13 protein-coding genes are annotated in these 17,593 nt (G+C 38.9%); 11 read left to right on the top strand and 2 right to left on the bottom strand.

From position 1 onward, the window contains the following. The first annotated feature begins 152 nt into the window (after positions 1–152). Positions 153–401, top strand: a complete 249-nt coding sequence (locus tag V3I05_RS05880) for a hypothetical protein (protein WP_343352951.1) — start codon at positions 153–155, stop codon at positions 399–401. Here the strand turns inward: V3I05_RS05880 and V3I05_RS05875 are convergent. Together V3I05_RS05875 and V3I05_RS05870 are read right to left on the bottom strand one after the other, a co-directional pair. Then, positions 393–1,607 carry a hypothetical protein gene (locus V3I05_RS05875; RefSeq protein WP_343352949.1) on the bottom strand — a complete coding sequence of 405 codons (1,215 nt, stop codon included), beginning with the start codon at positions 1,605–1,607 and terminating at the stop codon, positions 393–395. The genes V3I05_RS05880 and V3I05_RS05875 overlap by 9 nt on opposite strands. Continuing rightward, positions 1,534–2,856: a DNA methyltransferase gene (locus V3I05_RS05870; RefSeq protein WP_343352948.1), complete on the bottom strand. Its 1,323-nt coding sequence runs from the start codon at positions 2,854–2,856 to the stop codon at positions 1,534–1,536. Before V3I05_RS05870 ends, V3I05_RS05875 begins: the two co-directional genes overlap by 74 nt. A 670-nt stretch (positions 2,857–3,526) precedes the next feature. Here V3I05_RS05870 and mqnE point away from each other — a divergent pair. The 10 genes from mqnE to V3I05_RS05820 all read left to right on the top strand — a co-directional run bounded on the left by mqnE (position 3,527) and on the right by V3I05_RS05820 (position 17,415). Further along, entirely contained in the window at positions 3,527–4,612 is a 1,086-nt protein-coding gene (mqnE, locus tag V3I05_RS05865; protein WP_300733111.1) for an aminofutalosine synthase MqnE, read from the top strand. Next, positions 4,613–7,063 carry a heavy metal translocating P-type ATPase gene (locus tag V3I05_RS05860; RefSeq protein ID WP_343352945.1) on the top strand — a complete coding sequence of 817 codons (2,451 nt, stop codon included), beginning with the start codon at positions 4,613–4,615 and terminating at the stop codon, positions 7,061–7,063. A gap of 122 nt (positions 7,064–7,185) precedes the next feature. Beyond that, the gene (locus V3I05_RS05855) at positions 7,186–8,301 is read left to right on the top strand and encodes a Cj0069 family protein (RefSeq protein WP_300449601.1); all 1,116 of its coding nucleotides are present in this window, start codon (positions 7,186–7,188) and stop codon (positions 8,299–8,301) included. A gap of 466 nt (positions 8,302–8,767) precedes the next feature. Beyond that, positions 8,768–9,781, top strand: coding sequence for a lipid A deacylase LpxR family protein (locus V3I05_RS05850; protein WP_343352944.1), 1,014 nt, complete (start codon positions 8,768–8,770; stop codon positions 9,779–9,781). 413 nt (positions 9,782–10,194) lie between these two features. Next, entirely contained in the window at positions 10,195–10,371 is a 177-nt protein-coding gene (locus tag V3I05_RS05845) for a hypothetical protein (protein ID WP_300734010.1), read from the top strand. 20 nt (positions 10,372–10,391) lie between these two features. Then, on the top strand, positions 10,392–11,936 hold the full coding sequence (dndC, locus tag V3I05_RS05840) for a DNA phosphorothioation system sulfurtransferase DndC (protein ID WP_300859583.1): 1,545 nt from the start codon (positions 10,392–10,394) through the stop codon (positions 11,934–11,936). Then, a complete protein-coding gene (locus V3I05_RS05835) occupies positions 11,937–13,961 on the top strand; it encodes an AAA family ATPase (protein WP_343352942.1) in 2,025 nt (674 codons plus the stop codon). It abuts the gene before it with no gap. Positions 13,962–13,970: 9 nt separating this feature from the next. Beyond that, a complete protein-coding gene (locus V3I05_RS05830; RefSeq protein ID WP_300447294.1) occupies positions 13,971–15,452 on the top strand; it encodes an FtsK/SpoIIIE domain-containing protein in 1,482 nt (493 codons plus the stop codon). Between the two features lie 282 nt (positions 15,453–15,734). Beyond that, entirely contained in the window at positions 15,735–16,082 is a 348-nt protein-coding gene (locus tag V3I05_RS05825) for a P-II family nitrogen regulator (RefSeq protein WP_300447296.1), read from the top strand. Positions 16,083–16,200: 118 nt separating this feature from the next. Further along, positions 16,201–17,415 (top strand): ammonium transporter, encoded by a 1,215-nt coding sequence (locus tag V3I05_RS05820; RefSeq protein WP_300732856.1) that lies wholly within the window; start codon positions 16,201–16,203, stop codon positions 17,413–17,415. Positions 17,416–17,593: the final 178 nt, after the last annotated feature.

The following is a 17,593-nucleotide window of genomic DNA, read 5'->3' as shown; positions in this document are numbered from 1 at the left end:
ATCCACATAGCAAAATGCTAGAATCAGCATTTTAAAGAATATGTAAGGAGATAAGTAAATAACGATGAGCGTATTTTTACACTTTTACCACATTCTCAAAATGATGAGATAACACAAAATAATGCCGATAAGCAAAAAAGTAGCCCATAAAGATGGGGCTTTGCCAACTATCAAACTTGATAAAATATAATGCTTTAGATTTTGAAAAATCACATTCTAAAGGCACAATATATAAGATTTCACACGATTATCAAATCGAGGAGATTCTATGGAAGAGAAATAAAGCATTAGAATCGCTTAAAAGCCATAATGTGCAAATTCCCAATCTACTAAGAAAGATGAATGAGCCTAAAACTTTAAGTGCTAATGAGGTGGCAAATATAGAATCTGCCTTAAAATAAACTTCCCTGTGTGCCTTTTTTATCTTTCAATCTCCACTCGCCCGTTTCTTTGTCCTCGTCAGCAATTTCATTGAGAATCTCTTTGATAAGCTTGTTATTGGCTTGGATTCCATTCTTAAGTAAAGGTAAAATATGCAAACAAAGCTTATCAAGCTCTACACCCCTATTTTCTTTTTGTGCTTTTGTGAGTTCTCCTAAAATATAATACCTCGCCCTCTCCTCTATTGGAATCCCATAGTTTAAAATACTCGCCTCATCGCGTATATGATAAAGCTTAGAATTTGGCTCATAGTCAAAGCGTTCATTAATAAGCAAAATCACATTTTCAAATTTCCCCATAAGCTCATAGTATCCGCCTTCAATCGCCATTTTTACAAGATGAGCGTGGATAGATTCTAAACTTGTACCATTATTATCTACAATAATTTTTTCCACATCTTTATACATTTGCTCTAGGCTCTGCTCTCCCGCTTCTAACTTGGTTCTAGTCTTTGGATTATCTATTTTTTTAAAATAAATAATAAGCTGCCCTTTTAGCACACGCGTAGGATTTTGCACTTTTTTAAAGCTTGCTTGTCCATTATCTTGTGGCACACTGCCGACATACTCAAAACCTACATTTTCGGCAGATTCTATTAAGATTTGAAAAAGTTTTGGGTCTTGATGTTGAAAAACAAAGGCAAGCCAACGATTCCACTTCAGCACACGATACGTTTCTTTTAGGGACTGCTTCATCAAATCATAATATTCGTATTTGCTTTTCTCTAAACTTCCTTTTTCTATACACTCTTTTTCTTTCAAGCTAGAATCCACAGGCAAATCAAGCCATACATTCCACATTGTGCTAAGGTCTAAATAAGGAATCTTCGCCCCATAGGGTGGGTCGGTGTAGATGAAATCCACGCTTTCAGATTCTATCTCTTTGAGATTCGTAGCGTCTGCTTGAAAGATTTTTTCTCCATTGGTTTTCTCTAGCAAAGAATCTGTATTCTCTACATTTTCTCTTTGAGATATGAGACTTCCACTAAAGTTCTTAATCACGCGTTGTAAGGGATAAAAATAGCTTTGGTAAAATAAATCTCTTTCATCTCCCAACTCTAGCTTGCCCCTACGAACACGATTAATTTTGCCTCTAAAGAATGTTAGCAATTTGATGTTTTGCTGGATTTGGCGCAATGCGGTAGCGATAATAAGTATAAATGCCACTAACTCCACCACCTCTTGGGGTCTCGTGAAAAGTAAGGTTACACATACTCAAAGTATTATAAAACGCCAATATTAGCGCATAGCGCATATTTCTTTTGTGGATTCTGCTCTCTTTGCTTCCACTTGGTGTGGTGTGTTTGAAAATAAGCTTTCGTAAAAGGGCGAGTTCTGCAAGTTGAGTGTTGCTAAAAAGCCTCAGCACAGATTCTACATCGCTACCCTTTGGCAGAATCTCATCTTTAGGAATCCATAACATAGAATCTTGTTGCTTTTGTGTAGCCACTTCTCCAAACTCAGAATCTATGGCATTTGGATAATAACTTACATTTTTTAGAATAGCTTTAGCTTCTTTTTCGTTTTTGGGTTTTAGAGATTCAAATTCTGCGATAATTTCTTCGCTTAGGTCATAGAGTTCGCTTAAATCCACCTTTGCAGATAGGGCTTTTACCATAAAAATACTAAGCGGATTTAAATCTGTGTGGATTCCCAAGCGTCCATTCATCATCGCCTCAATCGCCGTTACTCCACTGCCTCCAAAGCTATCTAGCACCACATCACCCTCATCGGTGAAGTTTTTGATATTTTGGGTTACAATATCCCAGCTTTGCCTCGTAAAATATGCCGTGCAGCCAAAATGCCTTGCTTTTTTCCTCTTTTGAGGCTTTAAAATTGCCTTTGGTAATTTCCTGCTTAAATACCAACTATCGGGCTTTTTTACTCTTACGCTTTGTGTTTGTAAATCTTGCTTTAAAGAGGATAAGCCCGTGCTTAAAACTTGCTTTAAAAGCTTGAATTTGTCATTGTCAAAGTCATTTTCAAAAAGCTCTTCACATACAAAGCCATAAAGCAAATTTTGTCCATTTGTCTCAAAAAGATTAAAATTTTTGCCATTACAAAGTGCATAATATGGAGCTTTGAGTTCAGCATTTATCGCATAGTAAAAAGCTTGTCTTTCGGCTTTGCTTTGCATATCTACTTTTACGCTTGGAGCTTTTGCATCTAGCACACAATAAGCCTTTTTATCCAAATACAAAACATAATCAGGAAAACGAGTAAAAGTGATTTTCTCATTGCTTCCTGTGATAGTAGGCTTTGAAAGTGGCGCAGACAAAGCCATTTCTAGCTTGTTTGCATTTTTGATTTTTAATACAAAACCCAAAGCCTTTAAAAGCGGAGAAATGATAAATTCTCGCACAGAATCTTCTTTGAAACCTGCACTATCAAGTAAGCTAAAATTAAAGGTTTGCATTTTATCTCCCATTTCTAAGCCATCTCTTTACATCATCGTTTGCGATACCCTACAACACTAAATATTCTTAGCTCAATGCTGCATTTAAGCTTAGCATTATAGCCATTTTTTACTTAAAGGCATTTCTATGCTGTGCTTAGTATGGTAGGATTCTTACAAGTTTTGAAAACCTTAGAATATCTAGCATATAGAAATTATAGAATCTGCCCTTGCGCGTGGGGTAAAAGTAATCATTAAATATGGCTTAAAGCCTAGAAATCGCTTTGATAAGGTCAGCATAGATGAAAAATCACAAGCAATTTTTGATGCATTGAAAAGCCAATATCCGCAATATTTTTTCACTAAAATAGATAAGATCATTCTAAGATTTGTATTTGTAATAGTGCATTTATGATTATGGGGAGCTTTAATTGGCTAAGTTTTAGGGAAAGGCAGACAAAGATAATAAAACGCTTGGGGAAACATCAAGCATTAATCGCAAAAAGGGTGGTGCACAAAAGGAGATAAGCAAGTTTCAGTAATATCCTCCATTTTGCCTTAACCCCAATAGAGTGCATAACCCAATGTAAAAGAATTTCTAAGACTTCATATTATAGAATGCGTTTTTTATATTACTTATGGTTAAGACAATCAACACAGATTCTATAAAGATTTCATACAAGGAGCAGGAATGGACTTACTACAAAGGGCTTTAGCACAGGAGGCGCATTTAGATGCAAAGGAGCTAAGCAAACTCTATGATTATGATATTTTTACCCTAGCCCAAGCAGCTCAAAGCATACGTACTAAGCTCTATGGCAAAAAGGTATTTTTTAATAACAACCGCCACATCAACCCAAGCAACATTTGCGCCGATGTATGCAAATTCTGCGCATTTTCTGCCTCACGCAAGAATCCTAATCCCTATTCTATGGGGATTGATGAGATTCTCTCACTGGCACACAAAGCCTATGAAAATGGCGCAAAGGAGCTGCACATCGTCTCAAGCCACAATCCCAACTACACGTATGAGTGGTATTTTGAACTCTTTAGAGAAGTCAAAAAAGCCCTACCTCACATTCATTTAAAAGCCCTTACTGCCGCAGAGGTGGATTATTTAGATAGAATCTCTAAAAGGGGTTATAAAAGAGTGCTAGAGGATATGGCTCAAGCGGGAGTAGATTCTATGCCCGGAGGCGGGGCGGAAGTCTTTGATGAAAAGGTGCGCTCCTACATCTGCAAGGGCAAGGTAAGCTCACAAAGATGGCTTGAAATCCACCAATATTGGCACAATTTGGGCAAGATGAGTAACGCAACAATGCTCTTTGGGCATATCGAGCAGAGAGAACATAGAATCGACCACATATTACGATTGCGTGATGCACAGGCTCAAAGTGAGCAGGTAACACAAAAACAAGGCGGATTTAATGCCTTTATCCCGCTGCTTTATCAACGTGAGAATAACTTTCTTAATGTGAGCACCTTCCCTAGCGGACAGGAGATTCTAAAAACCATAAGCATAGCGCGAATCCTACTTTATAATATCCCGCATATCAAGGCGTATTGGGCGACTTTAGGGCTAAATCTCGCCATTGTCGCACAGGAATTTGGTGCTGATGATATGGATGGCACAATACAATTAGAAAGCATACAATCCGCCGCAGGTGCGAAAAGCAAGAGCGGTTTAAGCAAAAATGAACTAGTCTGCCAAATTAAAGATGCGGGATTTATCCCCATAGAGCGAGATTCTCTGTATAATGAATTAGCAGAGTGCTAAATGCATTGCTCTCATTGTCAGCTTGAATACGAACCCTCCGCGCTTTTCACACGGCATAATGAAAAGGGCGAGGAGCTGCATTTCTGTTGCAATGGCTGTGAAAATGTATATTTCCTCCTCCAAGACGCTGCCCTTACAAGCTTTTATGATAAGCTTAGTCGTCCCCTCACCCCGCCAGAGCTTCATAAGAGTGATTTAGCGCACTTTGACACAGAATCTTTTATGCAAAAATACGCTCATAAAGTAGATGATACAGGGCTGTATGAGGTGCATTTAATCATCAGTGGGATCCACTGCGCAGCGTGTGTGTGGCTCAATGAAAAGATTTTGCTTGATACGCAGGGCGTGCAGAGCGCGGCGATTAACTACACGAATAATAAGGCAACAATAATTTGGGATAGCACACAAATCCCCTTAAGCGCGATTATAGAGAGGATTGAAAGCATAGGATATAGCGCATATGTGTATGATAGCAGGATTCAAGAAAGCCAAAATAAAGCGCAGATGAAAGAATACTATATGCGCGTGATTGTGGCACTCTTTTGCACGATGAATATTATGTGGGTCGCCATCGCCCAATACAGCGGGTATTTTTTGGGTATACAAGCAGATGCAAAAGATATTTTGAATCTTGCTTCCTTTGTCCTCTGCACTCCTGCACTTTTTTACTCGGGCTGGGTGTTTTACCGCTCAAGCTATTATGGGCTGAAAAATGGCTTTATCGGTATGGATTTGCTCGTGGCGGTAGGCTCTACGCTCACTTATGGCTATTCGATCTATGCCGCGCTCACACGGAGCGGGGAGACTTACTTTGAATCTGTGAGTATGATTATTACCTTTGTACTCATTGGCAAGTTTTTAGAAGTGAGGGCACGGAAAAATGCCGGCGATAGCCTCGATAAGCTTAATCACCTCCTACCTACAAGCGTTGAAGTATGCAATGATGATGGCACGATGAGGCAGGTTGCGCCTGAGGCGGTGCAACTAGGCGATAAGATTCTCGTCCGCGCGGGAGAGAAAATCGCTATTGATGGGGTGCTTTGCTCTGCTAATGCGCTTTTTGATACAAAAGCTATCAGCGGAGAATCTCTCCCCTTAGAATGCGTAGAGGGTGATAGTGTGCTTTCAGGCTATGTGAATCTTAATCATCAAATTTTCTATACCGCCTCTAAGGCATTTAGCCAAAGCCTTATGAGCCATATTATCGCGCTTGTTTCCTCCTCGCTCAATCACCGCCCATATATTCAAAATCTCGCCAATAGCCTCTCGCAATACTTCTCCCGCGTGATTCTAGGTCTCGCCCTGCTATGCTTTCTAGGCTGGTTTTTTATCGGTAATGTGGGTGCGGAAATATCGCTTATGATTGCCATATCTGTCATTATCATCGCCTGTCCGTGTGCCTTAGCCTTAGCGACCCCTATCGCCTCTGTGGTGGGGATAGGCAAGAGCTATGCTGTAAATGTGTTATTTAAAGAGGCAAGATTCTTGGAAAGCCTTGCAAAAACCACCATTGTAGTGTTTGACAAAACTGGCACTCTAACGCTTGGCGAACCAAAAGTGCAAAAATGCCATTTGCAAGGTAAGTATGATGAATCCCTCCTCCTTGCCTTTGTGCGTTTGTCTAAGCACCCGGTGGCTGAAGGCATAGCGCATTTTTTAGAATCTAGGCTAAAAGGGACTGCCGCAATTACATTAGAGCATTTCACACAATTTGACGCACAAGGCATTAGCGCGACTTTTGTAGATTCTAACTCCCGCACTTTGCAACTTGTGGGAGGGAATCTTAACTTTTTACACAAAAAAGGCTTTAGTGTGCCGCAAATAGAGCTTGGCGGGGGTATGGTATTTGGCTTTGGGGTGCAAGAGGGCGATATACACACGCTTTATGAGATTTTTGAACTCTATGATGAGCCTAAACCTCACGCACGAGCATTGATAGAATCCTTGCATAAACGGGGGATAGAGAGTGTTTTATTAAGCGGAGATAGGGAGCAGAGTGTGGCGGAGGTGAGCGCAAAGGTAGGCATTAAGGCATTTCATTCCTCACTTTCCCCCTTGCAAAAGGCACAATGGATAGAATCCTATAAGCAGCAAAATCCCTCAAGAACGCTTGTGATGGTAGGCGATGGCATTAATGACACACCGGCTTTAAGCAAAAGCGATATTGCTATTTCTATGGGCGCGGGAAGCGATATTGCTATTTTGAGTAGCGATGTGATAATTCTCGATGATAAGCTTACTACCCTGCATAATGCCTTTGAAATCGCCCACAGGACATATAGCACCATTAAGCAAAATATCGCTTTAAGCATTGGCTATAATGCTTTGAGTGTGCCTATTGCTATGGCAGGATTGGTAATCCCGCTCTTTGCAGCATTATCTATGAGTCTAAGCTCACTGATTGTTGTGCTCAATTCTATGCGCTTGAGACGTTTTGATGGCGTGAAGTAATAAAATGGGTAAATTCTTTTAGAATCATCAAAAAATAAAGTAAAAAATTTGTGTTTTATGGTTTCTTGTGAAGTTTTAACGTAACATTCAAAGGGAATTTAAATTTTTAACAGGAGGCATTTATGAAAAAGCATATTGTGTTTTTCGAGGCAGTAGGCGGCAGCGATAAAGGTAGAGATGGGCATAGAAAAGATACTGTGCCGATGATGGACTATCTAAAAAAACTCGGCTGGAGCGCGGAAGTCGTGTTTTTCACCGATGAGATTCTTAAAGATGAGAAAAAGAAAAATGAAATCTATGAATATGTCAAGGGTGCGGCTGATGCGTATGTGTCTCGTGTGAATCCGGGCAATCTCAAAGAGGAAAAACTCTATTTTGATGTGCTACGCAAACTCTGTGACTCAGGCGTGATTGGTATGCCTCACCCTGATGCGATGATAGGCTATGGAGCAAAGGATGCTTTGACAAAGCTCCGCAATACAGAGCTTGTTCCAACAGATACTCTAGCATATTATGACCCTGCAGAAGCGCAAAGAATTGGCGTTAAATGGGAAGCGGGTGGGGAGCACGACTTTAAGAAAAACTTCCCAAAAACATTGGCAAAGGGTGAGCGTGTGCTAAAGCAAAATCGTGGCTCAACGGGCGAAGGTATATGGCGTGTGCAAATTAAAGATCCTAGCAAATATCAAGGCGTGAGTGAATTGCCTCTTGATGCGGAAATTCGCTGCACAGAAGCAGTGGATAATCACGTAGAGGAGCACAAACTTGGCGAGTTTATGGATTTTTGCGAGAAATACCTCAAAGGCGATAATGGTATGCTTGTGGATATGACATTCTTACCTCGCATTAAAGAAGGCGAGATTCGAATCCTTATGCTTTATAAAGACCCTATCTATGTTGTGCATAAAAAACCAGCTGAAGGCGCGGACGCATTCTCTGCAACACTCTTTAGCGGTGCGAAATATCGCTATGACAAGCCAGAGCAATGGAGTGAGCTTGTAACATACTTCCTTAATAATTTGCCAGAGATTAAAACAAAGCTTGGGAATTATGACTTGCCTCTCATTTGGACAGCAGATTTTATTTTGGATACTGATGCAAATGGCAAGGATAAATATGTGCTAGGTGAAATCAACTGCTCTTGCGTGGGCTTTACCTCTCCTGCAGAATTTTTGGATAAAACGGCTCGCCGCGTAGCTAACACAATTATTAATATTGTAGAAGATGCAAAGTCTTAATCTATTCTCTCTTCTATTATGCCTTTGCTATTTGAGACTAAAAGTCTCTGCAAAGGTCTTGCATACTTAAGATAAAGCCTCTCGTGTGTCCCTAAAGGATATACTTATAACCAAAGCTACTCTTTATTTATCAAGTGAGTCTCAAAGGTTTAGATTTTCTATTTTATTTTCTCTTTTTCTTTTTATGAGGGGGAGGGGCTTGAATCTTGAAGTCGGTTTGAGAATATACCTCTCACTCTCCCTTATATATCGTTCGCTAGATTACCCGCTCACCTCCTCCTCCCCTTACGACACTTTAAGAGGTTTTGCAAGTGAGGATTGCAACCTCAAGCACATACGGGAGCGGAGGGACTAAGTCCCATAAGGGTAAATGCGGCGATTTACCACAATGACAAAGGAATATGTGACATAGAATCTAAAGTTGGTGTAAAATACGATGAGTAAAACAAAGGAGTTAAATGTGCCTATGTCGCCTAAATATATGCTAATCTATTTATCTGCTATATCGAGGGTAAGACATATTGCATTGTTGCTTTTGCTTCCATTTATTGCATTTTGTGAAAGTGATTTTAAAAAAGATAAACATCATATACTAAGTGTGGTGAGCGAAAATGACGTCTATTTCGAGGATTTCATACGTTCTGATAAATATTATACAGCGGGACATTACCTAAGCTATACAAGCAAAGAATTTGATAATAGTTTTTTGAATAAAATGAAATTATTTTCATATTTGTCTAAGCATTCTTTTGCACGATTGAATGTATCGCTTAGCCAAGAAATCTATACCCCCGCAAATAAATCTGCCACCAAGCCATCAAGTGATGATATGCTCTATGGAGCAGCAATCCTTGCTTCTTTTAGCTCTATCAATAGGACTAGAAATTTTATGGAGCAGCTTGGCGTTGATATAGGGCTAGCTGGTCCTCTTGCATTAGGAGAGCAAATCCAAAATAGCGTCCATAAACTTACGGGTAAAAATCCCTCACGTGGCTGGGATACACAAATAAAAAATGAATTTTTACTTAATTTGCATTATGGAATTATTTATCCTTTGAAACTTATAGACAATGTTTTTGATATTTTGCCACAGGGGCAATTTTTTTTGGGGAATACTTACACCGCCATAAGTGCTGGAGCAAGATTGCGTATAGGATATGGCATAAAAAACGACTTTGGAATCCAAAAATATAAATCTAAAATGTCTCAAGTGATAGTTAATAACGGGCTAAAAATATATGCTTTAGCAGGAGTGAATGGCTCTATTGTGGGACGTGATATATTTATAGAGGGCAATACCTTTAAAGGGGTGAAAAGCCACCTCAATTTAGAGCGCACTCTATATGAATATGAGCTAGGAGTGGCAATAGGATATAAAAATATCTCGCTTAGCTATCTCTTCACTAGGGGTAGCAAGAAATTTAAAGAGCAAGACGAGTTTCATAGCTATGGTTCTTTAAGGCTAGATATGAGCTTTTAGAATCTGCTTATAATGGCAGGATAAAGAAAACAAAGGCTTGATTATAATGATATAAATGCTATTGCTAAGATTCACTAAGCTTTGTAGAAAACAAACGCCTAAAGCATAAGATAGAATCCCCCCCCCCTCGCTATGGCTTTTTGATTTTAAAGGAGTTTTAGCTTTGGTTGATAAACTATCCTCAAAAAATTCTATTTTATTTTACAAACGAGCTGATTTTCAATTTGCACATAAATTTCATAGGATATAAACAACTAAGATAGGTTTGCCAATTAATATGTAACCTCCTACTTGATGTGCTTAAGCCACTTTAAAGCCTTTCATTCATTATGAAAAAGAGTATTTGTTATAAAGTGATGTTTTATCAAAAAATGCTACAATCTATCATTTATTTATTTTCAAAAAGAGATGTGATGGACAATATAAAGGCTTTAAGTTTATCTATGCTAAAAGAAAAAGGTTTGAGAGATTTTTGTGTTATTGATATTCGCTCCAAACTCGCCTTTGCCTCCGCACATTTAAAAGATTCTGTGCATTTGCCTACACTGAAAGATATACTTTTATTCTTACCCCCCCCCCCCGCCAGCTAACATCTCATCGCGCTAAATCTTTGGCATTAAAACCTATTCTCATCGTGTGTTTTAGTGCTACCGCGGCAAAGAATCTTGCGTTAAAACTTAGCAAAAATACTGATTTTTGGCATCTTTATCCCCACAAGGATATTTTTTATCTACAATGTGGCATTATGGAAGCCTTTGATAATGGCTTTGAAGCTATTACAGCAGATATTGTAGATTCTATACATTCCTCCGCTCCCGTGGATAATCTCATTACAACCACCATAGAAAACATAAAACATCGTTTTCTTACCACAAAACGTGTGTGGGTTGTCGCTTTTAGTGGAGGTAAAGATTCTACTTGCTTATTGCAACTTGTGTATGAAATGCTTGCCTCTTTGCCTAAACATCAGCAAAGACAGACGTATGCTATCGCTTCAAATACGCTTGTAGAGGCTCCTCATATCGATGCATTTTTACATAATGTTGTAGATTCTATCAATACTCATGCGAGAGAAAATCACATTCCCTTTGAAATTTTGCAAGTAAAGCCAAGCTTCAAAGATGACTTTTGGGTAAATCTCATTGGAAAAGGTTATCCAAGCCCTACTCGCACTTTTAGATGGTGCACTGATAGGCTAAAAATCACTCCTGCAAAAGCTGAAGTGGCTAAAATCACTCACAGATATGGTTCAGCGCTCCTGATACTTGGCACAAGAAAGGCAGAATCAAGCCATCGTAAAAAATCTATACAAAAGCGCATACTTAATGAAGATGGCTACTCTCAACATCACGATTTCCCCGATACATTGACATTTGCGCCAATCGCAGAATGGAGTACAGATGAGGTATGGGCGTATCTCACTACTCATAAGCCCTTATGGGAAAAAGACCATAGCGAATTGTTTAGTCTCTATGCAAAAGCAGGCGGTGATGAGTGTCAATTTATCACGGACTTAAGTCAAAGCAGTTGTGGTGGCTCGCGATTTGGCTGCTGGGTATGCACGGTGGTAAATGAGGATAAGTCCTTGCAGGGCTTTATAGAATCTGGTGAAAAACATCTTAAACCCTTAAATGATTTTAGAAATTATATCAAGCGTTTAAGGGAAAATGCTAATGCGAGGGCGGATTACAAACGTGATGGTAGGGCAGTGTATAAAGTAGGAGGATTAGGACCATTTCTAAGCCACAAACGCAAGGAAATACTACAAAGACTTTTAGAGACTGAAAGGGTATTTATGCAAAATGGCGGAAAGCAACTCATCAGTGATGAGCAGATTCTAGCCATACAAAAAGAGTGGGATAGGGATTTTGACTTTAATAAGAGTGCCATTATATTAGCAAAGGAGGTAGGCAGAATGAAAGATATAGACTTAGAGCAAGGCAAGTTACTCCATAAGGAGATTTTAGAGCATATAGTGAGCGAAAATGAAAGCAAATGTAATGGTATAGATACTACCCAAATAGAGAACCTTATTAGCTCTTGTATAGATATTTATAATAACAGCTCCCTTAAAGGACGCAATAGCGCAGGAGTGCAAATCAAAAAAGAGATAGACAAATTACTTGATGACAAGACAAGTAAGCAGGAGGGCTAAATGTTTATAGAAAAAATCACTATTTGCAATCTTTTTGCTTATTATGGAAAGGTAGAAGTGGTGTTTAAACACATTGAGGGCAAAAATCTCTATTGTATTTATGGTAATAATGGCTTTGGTAAAACGAGTTTTATTAACGCTTGCAAAATTGCCATTTGTGGCAGCGGGCTAAATGAGTTTAATAGAGAAAGTGGTTTGTATAAGAAGCACAAGGAGGTTTCTTCGGCTTTAGCATTTATCAAGGGTGATAAAAAGGGTTATAGTGGTGTGCTAAATACCAATGCCCTTAATGAAATGCAAGAAAATTTTTACATTAGCCTTGAGGGCAGGATAAACCAAAAACATTTTGTGATTAAGAGGGCATTTGAAAATGTATTTGATAATGTGAGTGAGCGTATCACATTGTGTTTAGGCGATGAAAAATTTGCTGATGAGGAGGCACAAGAGAGAATCAATGTAATGATTTTGCCAAGTAATTTTGTGGATTTTTTCTTTTTTAATGGTGAGGAAATCGGCGAGATAAGCAAGAATCTACGGAGTAATCTAAAAGAGAAAATCGAGGAGATTTTACGCATTAAGCCTTTAGAGCTTATGATAAGGCAAATTGATAATATCAAGCAAGAGTTGCAAAAACAAGCTATCGATAATGATAAACAAAGGGCAGAATTTGAAACTAAAAATAGGCAACTCACAGATGGTAAGAAAACTCTAGAATCCACACGCAAACGTTTAAAAGATTTACAATCTTACATACAAGATAATCAAAGTCGCATAGCACAATTACACAAAGAAAAAGACAAACTTATAGCTGATAGTGATGAAGCGCAAAAAAAGCTTTATAGAGAAAGAGACACACTAGATGAGAAGTTGCAAACACACAAAAGCCATCTAGAAGAAAACTTAAAATATGTGATTTTCGATAGTAATCCTAAGATTCTATCACAACTCAAAGATGAACTTAAGCATATACAAGAAAGCAGACAAAGCCAAGATATTGATACGTATAATAGGCTTTTACCCGAGCTTAAAAGCCACTCTCTCAATATTATAGAATCTAAAGCGCAAGAAGAAAATCTACAATCCTCAAATATAAATATAGATACATTGCAAGAAATTATAGAAAAGGTGCTTGATACTCTCCCACAAAGCCTAGCAGAAAGCGCTTCTTACTCCTCTTACATAACACCCGCACTTATTACTACTCTAAGCCTTAGCCTTATTCGATTTGAAAATGATAGCTTAAGTAGCGATATTACAGCTATTAAGGAACTAAAAAATAATCTTAGCGACATTAAACACGAGATTGATGAGCTTTATGTCGATGAATATACACAAAACAGGAAGCTGGAAAAGGAACAAGAGATTGAAAATCTAATGCAGGATACAAAACATCATGAAGAAATGATGAGAGATACAAAAGCAGAAGAGAATAACTTACAAGAAACAATCAATCACTTGCAAAGAGATGTTGAATCTCTCAAGCAGCACATACATTTAGAAAGGATAGAAGATAAATTGCAGATTCTAGAATATCTACAAGAGACTCTTAGGCAATATAAAACTAAGCTTATTTTATGTTTGAAAGAAGAGCTAAAAGATAAAATCTTGCAAAAATATCAACTCCTTACACAAGATAATATCGCGGGAGTAGAGATTGATGAAGCATTTGAAATCACCTTAAAAAATGAGCGATTTGAAAATATTTACATAGGCTCTCAAAGCAGCGGACAAAATCAGCTTTTAGCTATTGCAATCTTTTGGGCATTAAGTGAGTTATCTAACGCTCACATTCCGCTTATTATCGATACACCATTAGGTAGGATTGATGGAGCAAATCGGGCAAGAATTATCCAAAATTACTACGCACAGAATCTGCAAACTATTATCCTGCCTACCGATACAGAAATAAGCACAAGAGAATATGAATATGCTAAGCCTCATATCGCAGGATTATATAAGATTGAAAACCAAAGCGATAGAAGCCACGCATACATTAAAGTAGCCACAAAAGATGAAATATTATAGGAGAAGATTATGGCAGATTTTTACACAACCAATCACGAGGAGACTCTTATAGATAGAATCCTCAATCAAGGCTTAGAAAAAAAGGATTTGCCCAAATATTATGTTTTACGTATCGCTATTGCTAAGGCACTTAGTCTGCCTAAATCACCGCTTAATGCTCCTTTATGGGAGAATAAAAAGCTAGGTGGCGATAGGGGTAAGGAATATCATTTAGAGCAAATCACAGGCAAAGGCAAAGATGAAAAAGAAGATTTTGATGTAGCTTTAAGAGCGTTATTTTATGTGCAGCACAAAGATGAGCTAGATGCCCAAAAGCAAAATATTTTTAGCGATGAGAAATGTTACACAGATATTTTAAGCAAATATATAAAGAGAGGATTATATGAAATACACAATAGCTACAAAAATAGCGATTGCTTCTATCAATGGTGTTTAGATAATCTGTCTTTAGAATCTCGCCTTGCTAATGTGGGTATCGCACAAAACAAACAAGCACAACAAAAAGGTGGAGACAAGAGCCACTGCCTAGTTGCATATTTTGAGAAATTTGCTATTCCTATTCATATTGTGAATGAGAAAGATTCGTATAGGCATTATATCATCAAAGTAGAACTAAAAGATTCTACGAAAATTGATGCTTTTATGAGGCATTGCAAACATTTAGACACAGAATTTGGAGAAAAGGTGCAGATTCAGCGATGTATGGGTGTGAGCAAGACTTTTGATATATGTATTCCAAAAGATAAAAATCTTTGGCAATACCCTAGCGAAAGAGCATTCGCACAAGGCTTAGAAATGATAAAAAGAGGAGATTATAAGCTTGGAATCTTTGCAGGAATGGATAGGGACAAAAAGCCCTTTTGTTTTGACTTGGTAGAAGCTGTGCATTGTTTTGTTGGAGGGACAACAGGAAGTGGCAAATCGATATTCCTTCAAAATATCATCACTTGTTTATTGCAAAACAAAAGTACAGAAATTACTATCATTGACCCAAAAGGCGGGGGTGATTTTGCAGTATTTAGAGAGAGGGAAAAAGTTGAGATTCTAGACACAAGCGAGGCAGAAGCAGCAATAGAATCCTTTGTCGAAGAAATGGAATCGCGCTATCAAAGTAACGCACAAGGAGTGAGTTATGAGAGTATGTCTTATAAAATTTTAATCATTGATGAAGTAAATGATTTGATAAAAAATAAAGCTATTAGCGCAAATATCGCACGATTGAGCCGAAAGGCAAGGCAGTCAAGAATCCACCTCATTCTAGCCACACAAAGACCCGACGCTAAGGCATTTGAGGGAGAAATACGTTCTACGATTCCCTCTCGTATAGCCCTAAGTGTGCAAAAAAGCACAGAATCTAAAATTATCCTTGATGAGACAGGGGCAGAGAAACTCACCGGTAGGGGTGATATGCTCATTAAGCTTGTTAGCAGTAGCGAAATGAAACACATACTAGGCGTAAAAGTAGGAAATATACAAGCATTTCTTCCTTAAAGCCCTTTCCATCACTTAGCTTATGAATATAGCTAGTGAATCTTTCTTTTCATCTTCATTCCGCCTGCACGACACATTAAACTTTACATTTTGCCCTTGTTTTAATGCTTTCCTCTCTTTTTTAACCCCATCTTTTCCCACTCTCTAATTACTTAAATAAAACTTAATTAAAAAAATTTATATATAAATCTAAACTTAACTAATATTTATATAAGTTTATATGCTATACAATTCACTCGCAATATCACAATATCTATCCACAATCCACCAAAGGAGGCATTTATGGAAAATATATTCAAAGTTGAAATCATCACACGCGCAGAAAAGCTCAATGTGCTTAAAGACGCCCTAGTCCAAAAGGGCATTAAGGGTATGACGGTAAGCAATGTGATGGGTGCAGGGACGCAAAAAGGCAAGACAGAGATCTATCGCGGGAGTGAGCAAACCTTTGATTTGCTCCCCAAGATTCGCATAGAAATCATCGCTAAAGAAAGCAGCATAGAGGAGATTATCACTACCGCTAAGCAAACGCTCAACACAGGCAGCGCAGGTGATGGCAAGATTCTCATTATCCCCCTTGCAAATGTCATTCGCATTCGCACGGGGCAAACCGGAGAAGACGCTATTTGACATCGAGCATAAAGCAACAGCACTATTTTGACTTAAAGGAGATACTATGAAAGCAATTCTTATATTTTTATTATTCACAAATACCGTATTTGGCACACATACAGAGGGCACAAATGATATTGTAGCGCTTGATATGCTCTTTGTTATGGCTTCTTCAGCCCTTGTTTTGCTGATGACTCCTGCTCTAGGGCTATTCTATGCAGGTATGGTAAATCGCCACAATGTCCTTAGTACGACCTTAAATAGCATTATGCTCTATGCCATTATCGCCCTGCAATGGGTTATTATCGGCTATACACTCGCATTTGGCAATGATATAGGGCTATTCATCGGTAGTCTCAATCATCTCTTTTTATCCAACATAGATTCTATACACGGCAGCATACCCGAAAACCTCTTTGCATTTTTTCAAATGCTCTTTGCCGTGATTGGTGCGGCTATCATCACCGGCTCGGTGGTTGAACGTATGCGCTTTGGAGTGCTTTTGATTTTTATCCTCTGCTGGAGCACACTTGTATATGATGTATTAGCCCATTGGGTGTGGGGTGGTGGCTGGCTTGTCGCCATTGGCTCTTTGGACTTTGCTAGTGGTGGGGTGGTGCATATCGCTGCAGGTGTGGCTGGGCTTGTAGGCTGCCTAATGCTTGGCAAACGCACCTTTCATCAGGGGCTTTTGCCTCACTCGCTCCCGCTTTCATTCATCGGGGCGATTTTGCTATGGCTAGGTTGGCTAGGATTTAATAGCGGCAGTGCGCTAAGGGTAGATTCTGTAGCTTTAAATGCCTTTATCACTACGAATTTTTCTGTTGTTGGGGCAATGCTCTCGTGGATGCTCTTAGAATGGCTCAAATATGGCAAACCAACCTTGCTAGGCTCTATCACGGGCATTGTCGCTGGGCTTGTAGCTATCACACCTGCAGCTGGGTTTGTTACCCCATTTGCGGCTATCATCATTGGCTTTCTCGCTTCGCCCATTTGCTTTTTTGCCATCAGTTTTTTGAAGTCAAAATTTGGCTATGATGATACACTTGATGCCTTTGGTTTGCACGGCGTAGGGGGAATCTGGGGTGGGATTGCCACAGGGCTTTTTGCTACAAGTGCGGTAAATGAAGAACTGCTTGAGGAAGCGGCGGGAGAGGGCTTATTTTACAGCGGGGATTTCACATTGCTTATTGTGCAAATTATCGCTATTGTGGCGTGTTTTGCGCTATCTGCGGTGGTAAGCTATGCGATTTTAAAAGTCATTAGTCTATTCACACCTTTACGCGTGGATATAGCACAAGAAGAAAATGGCTTAGACCAAAGCCTACACGGAGAAATTGCCTATCGATAAGCTAGATTTATGATGTTTTGCTATTGCCCTTGTGATATTTTACGAAGATGGATAAGCCAAATCGCTTGGGCTTTTCCACTTGCGGCTTAAGCCACTGCATTTGCACTTTACAATTTTTAAGATACACTTACCACTCCACATCCACAAAGTAAAATAGTCCATTCCTATAATTTATCTT

The sequence above is a fragment of the Helicobacter mastomyrinus genome (assembly GCF_039555295.1).
In the GTDB taxonomy this organism is placed as follows: Bacteria; Campylobacterota; Campylobacteria; order Campylobacterales; family Helicobacteraceae; genus Helicobacter_C; species Helicobacter_C mastomyrinus.
The sequence above is the reverse complement of the archived record's forward strand: the minus strand, read 5'-3'. Positions and strand labels throughout refer to the sequence as shown.

What these genes read in the sequence shown, in the direction of transcription:
- V3I05_RS05880 (WP_343352951.1), top strand. Translation starts at nt 153, where the DNA reads ATGGGGCTTTGCCAACTATCAAACTTGATAAAATATAATGCTTTAGAT.
- V3I05_RS05870 (WP_343352948.1), bottom strand. Translation starts at nt 2,856, where the DNA reads ATGCAAACCTTTAATTTTAGCTTACTTGATAGTGCAGGTTTCAAAGAA.
- mqnE (WP_300733111.1), top strand. Translation starts at nt 3,527, where the DNA reads ATGGACTTACTACAAAGGGCTTTAGCACAGGAGGCGCATTTAGATGCA.
- V3I05_RS05860 (WP_343352945.1), top strand. Translation starts at nt 4,613, where the DNA reads ATGCATTGCTCTCATTGTCAGCTTGAATACGAACCCTCCGCGCTTTTC.
- V3I05_RS05855 (WP_300449601.1), top strand. Translation starts at nt 7,186, where the DNA reads ATGAAAAAGCATATTGTGTTTTTCGAGGCAGTAGGCGGCAGCGATAAA.
- V3I05_RS05850 (WP_343352944.1), top strand. Translation starts at nt 8,768, where the DNA reads ATGTCGCCTAAATATATGCTAATCTATTTATCTGCTATATCGAGGGTA.
- V3I05_RS05845 (WP_300734010.1), top strand. Translation starts at nt 10,195, where the DNA reads ATGGACAATATAAAGGCTTTAAGTTTATCTATGCTAAAAGAAAAAGGT.
- V3I05_RS05835 (WP_343352942.1), top strand. Translation starts at nt 11,937, where the DNA reads ATGTTTATAGAAAAAATCACTATTTGCAATCTTTTTGCTTATTATGGA.
- V3I05_RS05830 (WP_300447294.1), top strand. Translation starts at nt 13,971, where the DNA reads ATGGCAGATTTTTACACAACCAATCACGAGGAGACTCTTATAGATAGA.
- V3I05_RS05825 (WP_300447296.1), top strand. Translation starts at nt 15,735, where the DNA reads ATGGAAAATATATTCAAAGTTGAAATCATCACACGCGCAGAAAAGCTC.